Source organism: Kitasatospora sp. NPDC022856 (genome assembly GCF_055561235.1).
In genome coordinates this window covers 1-4,030 of the sequence record NZ_JBVHHE010000112.1, presented here as the reverse complement: position 1 = coordinate 4,030, position 4,030 = coordinate 1, and the positions used below count along the sequence as shown (strand labels likewise).

The following is a 4,030-nucleotide window of genomic DNA, read 5'->3' as shown; positions in this document are numbered from 1 at the left end:
GGCGAGCGCCTGTCGGTGGCGGCGGTGAATGGCCCGGCTGCGGTGGTGGTGTCGGGTGAGCCGGAGGCGTTGTCGGAGTTCGAGCGTGAGTTGGCTTCGCGCAAGGTGTTGCGGTGGCGGATTCCGGCGACGGACTTCGTGGCGCATTCGCCGGCGGTGGAGCCGTTGGAGGCGGTGCTGGCGGCGGAGTTGGCCGGGATCGTGCCGCGGGCGGGTCGTGTTCCGATGATCTCGACGGTGACGGGCGAGTGGTTGTCCGGTACGGAGGTGGACGCGGGCTACTGGTTCGCGAACCTGCGGCGGATGGTCCGTTTCGAGGAGGCCGTTCGCACCCTGCTGGGCGGCGGTTACGGCTCGTTCGTCGAGGTCTCCACGCACCCGGTGCTGACGGCGGCGGTGGCGGAGACGGCCGAGGACGCCGGTGTCGCCGACGTCCTGACGGTGGGCACGCTGGAGCGCGACAACGCGGGCGCCTCCCGCCTCCTCACCTCGCTCGCCCAGGCCTACGTCGGCGGCCTGTCGGTGGACTGGAAGGTCGTGCTGCCCGCCGCCGAGACGGTGGAGCTGCCGACCTACGCCTTCCAGAAGCAGCGGTACTGGCTGGAGCCCTCGGCCGCGAGCGTCGTCCCGGTCGGTGGCGACGGTGCGAGTACGGCCGTCGAGGCCAGGTTCTGGGCCGCCGTCGAGGGCGGCGACCTGGCGCACCTCGCCGAGGAGCTGGAGCTGGACGACCGCCGCTCGCTCGGCGAGGTCCTGGAGGCGCTGACCTCGTGGCGCCGCCGCGAGCTCGACCGGTCGGCGACGGAGAACTGGCGCTACCGCGTCACCTGGGCGCCGGTCGCCGACCCCGCTTCGACCGCGCTCACCGGCCGCTGGCTGGTGCTCGCCGACCGGGCCGACGACGAGCTGACGCAGGACTGCGTCCGGGCCCTGACCGCCCGTGGCGCCGATGTCACGGTCGCCGAGGTACCGGCCGGTGTCACGGACCGGCAGGACGTGGCCGCCGTCATCGGCGGGGCCCTGCCGGGCGACGAGGTGCCGGCCGGAGTGGTGTCGCTGCTGGCCCTGGACGAGACACCGGTGCCCGAGTACCCGGCGGTCACCCGGGGTTTCGCCGCCACGCTGGCCGTGGTGCAGGCGCTGGGCGACGCGGGCGTCGGCGCACCGCTGTGGGTGCTCACCCGCGGCGCCGTCGCGGCGACGCCGGAGGAGGCGCTGACGAACCCGCTGCAGACCCAGATCTGGGGCTTCGGCCGGGTCGTCGGACTGGAACACCCCGACCGCTGGGGCGGGCTGATCGACCTTCCGGCCGCGTTCGACGAGCAGGCCGCAGGACGGCTGGCCGCCGTGCTGGCCGGGTGCGGCGAGGACCAGGTCGCGATCCGTCCGGCCGCGGTCCTCGGCCGCCGGCTCGGCCGGGCCGACCGGCCCCGCGCCCACGCCGAGCAGTGGACGCCCACCGGGGCCGTCCTGGTCACCGGAGGCACCGGCGCGATCGGTGGACACGTGGCCGGCTGGCTGGCCGACCGCGGTGCGCAGCGGCTCGTGCTGACCAGCAGGTCCGGGGCCGGCGCCGCCGGTCTGGCCGCGAAGGTCGCCGGACTGGCGGCCCGGGGCAGCCACGTGGACGTCGTCGCCTGCGACGCGGCCGACCGGTCCGACCTGGCCGGGCTGCTCGACCGGATCGCCGCGACCGGCCCCGCGCTGTCCGCGGTGATGCACGCCGCCGGTGTCGTCCAGCACACCACCGTGCACGAGACCGACCTGGCCGAGACGGCCGCCGTGCTGGCCGCCAAGGCCTCGGGGGCCGTCCACCTGGACGAGCTGACCAGGGGCCTGGACCTGGACGCCTTCGTGCTCTTCTCCTCGATCGCGGCGACCTGGGGCAGTGGTCTCCAGCCCGCCTACGCCGCGGCCAACACCTTCCTGGACGGCCTGGCCGAGCACCGCCGGTCCCAGGGCCTGACCGCCACCTCGGTGGCGTGGGGTTCGTGGGGCGGCGGCGGGATGACCGACGAGGCGGGTGCCGCCCAGGGCAGCCGCCGCGGGCTGATCGTCATGGACAAGGACCACGCCGTCCAGGCGCTGGCCCAGGTCCTGGACGGCGGCGAGCCCCAGCTGACGGTCGCCGACATCGACTGGGCGCGGTTCGCCCCGCCGTTCACGCTGCGCCGGCCCAGCCCGCTGATCGAGAACCTGCCCGAGGTCCGGCAGGCCCTGGCCGGTGACCTGCCGGAGGCCGGCGGGGCCGACCCGGCCGCGGGCTCGGACGCGAGCGCGTCCTGGCGGCGGCAGCTGGCCGGCCTGTCGCGCATCGAGCAGAACCGGCTGCTGGTCAACCTGGTGCAGACCCAGGCGGCCTCCGTGCTGGACTACCCGTCGCCCGAGGCCGTCGAGGCCACCCGGGCCTTCAGCGACCTGGGCTTCGACTCGCTGACCTCGGTGGAGCTGCGCAACCGGCTCGGCGCCGCCACCGGTCTGCAGCTGCCCGCCACGCTGATGTTCGACGCGCCCACCCCCACGGCCGCCGCCGAGTTCCTGCTGGTGCAGCTGGCCGGCGTCCCCGACGGCGCGCAGAGTGCTCCGGTGGTGGCGGCGGCGAGTGACGAGCCGCTGGCGATCGTCGGCATGGCGTGCCGCTACCCGGGCGGGGTGACCGGCCCGGAGGCGCTGTGGGACTTGGTGACCGCCCGGACCGACGCCATCTCCGTACTGCCGGAGGACCGGGGCTGGGTCATCGAGGACACCGCCGACGCGGCCGACGGCGGGCCCGTCCGGGCGGGCGGCTTCGTCTACGACGCGACCGGCTTCGACGCGGGGTTCTTCGGGATCAGCCCGCGCGAGGCCGTGTCGATGGACCCGCAGCAGCGGCTGCTGCTCGAAGTGGCCTGGGAGGCGCTGGAGCGGGCCGGACTGGACCCGGCGTCGCTGCGCGGTTCGGCGACCGGCGTGTTCGCGGGCGCCTCCGCCTCCGGCTACGGCTGGAGCTCCGGGCTGGAGGGCGAGCTGGACGGGCACCTCGTCACGGGGATCTCGACCAGCGTGGTCTCCGGCCGGGTGTCGTACGTGCTGGGCCTGGAGGGTCCGGCCGTGACGGTCGACACCGCGTGCTCCTCGTCGCTGGTGGCGCTGCACCTGGCCGCGCAGGCGGTGCGCTCCGGGGAGTGCACGCTGGCCCTGGCGGGCGGCGTCATGGTGGCGGCCAACCCGCTGCTGTTCGACCAGTTCAGCCGACAGATGGGGCTGGCACCGGACGGCCGGTGCAAGCCGTTCTCGGCGGAGGCCGACGGCATGGGCCTGGGCGAGGGCGCGGGCATGGTGGTCGTGGAGCGGCTGTCGGACGCGCAGCGCAACGGGCACCGGGTGCTCGCGGTGATCCGCGGCAGCGCGACCAACCAGGACGGTGCGTCCAACGGTCTGACCGCGCCGAACGGTCCCTCGCAGCAGCGGGTGATCCGCGCGGCGCTGGCGAACGCCGGGGTCCGCGCCGACGAGGTCGACGTGGTGGAGGCGCACGGCACGGGGACCCCGCTGGGCGACCCGATCGAGGCGCAGGCACTGCTGGCCACCTACGGCCAGGAGCGGGGCGGCCAGGGGCCGTTGCGGCTGGGTTCGGTGAAGTCGAACATCGGGCACACCCAGGCCGCGGCCGGTGTGGCCGGGGTGATCAAGATGGTGCTGGCCCTCCAGCACCGGGAGCTGCCGGCGACGCTGCACGCCGCCGAGCGCTCGCCGCACATCGACTGGTCGGCCGGTGAGGTGGAGCTGCTGACCGAGGCGGTGCCGTGGTCGGCCGAGAACCGGGTGCGTCGTGCCGGTGTGTCGTCGTTCGGGATGAGCGGTACCAACGCGCACGTCATCCTGGAGGAGGCCCCGGCTCCGGTCGCCACCGAGGCGGCTCCGGCTCCGGTCGTTCCCGCGGTGGTCGTGCCCGGCGGGTCCACCGCGTGGGTGGTGTCGGGTCGGTCGGCGCAGGGGCTGACGGCTCAGGCGGGCCGGTTGCGGGAGTGGGTGTCGGCGCGGTCGTCGG

Annotated in this window: 1 protein-coding gene; it reads left to right on the top strand. The window is 75.2% G+C overall.

The window, feature by feature from the left end; all coding sequences use genetic code 11:
• Nucleotides 1–15 precede the first annotated feature (15 nt).
• Nucleotides 16–4,030: SDR family NAD(P)-dependent oxidoreductase (locus tag ACZ34W_RS38450; RefSeq protein ID WP_465611120.1), on the top strand; the 4,015-nt coding region annotated here is incomplete at its 3' end.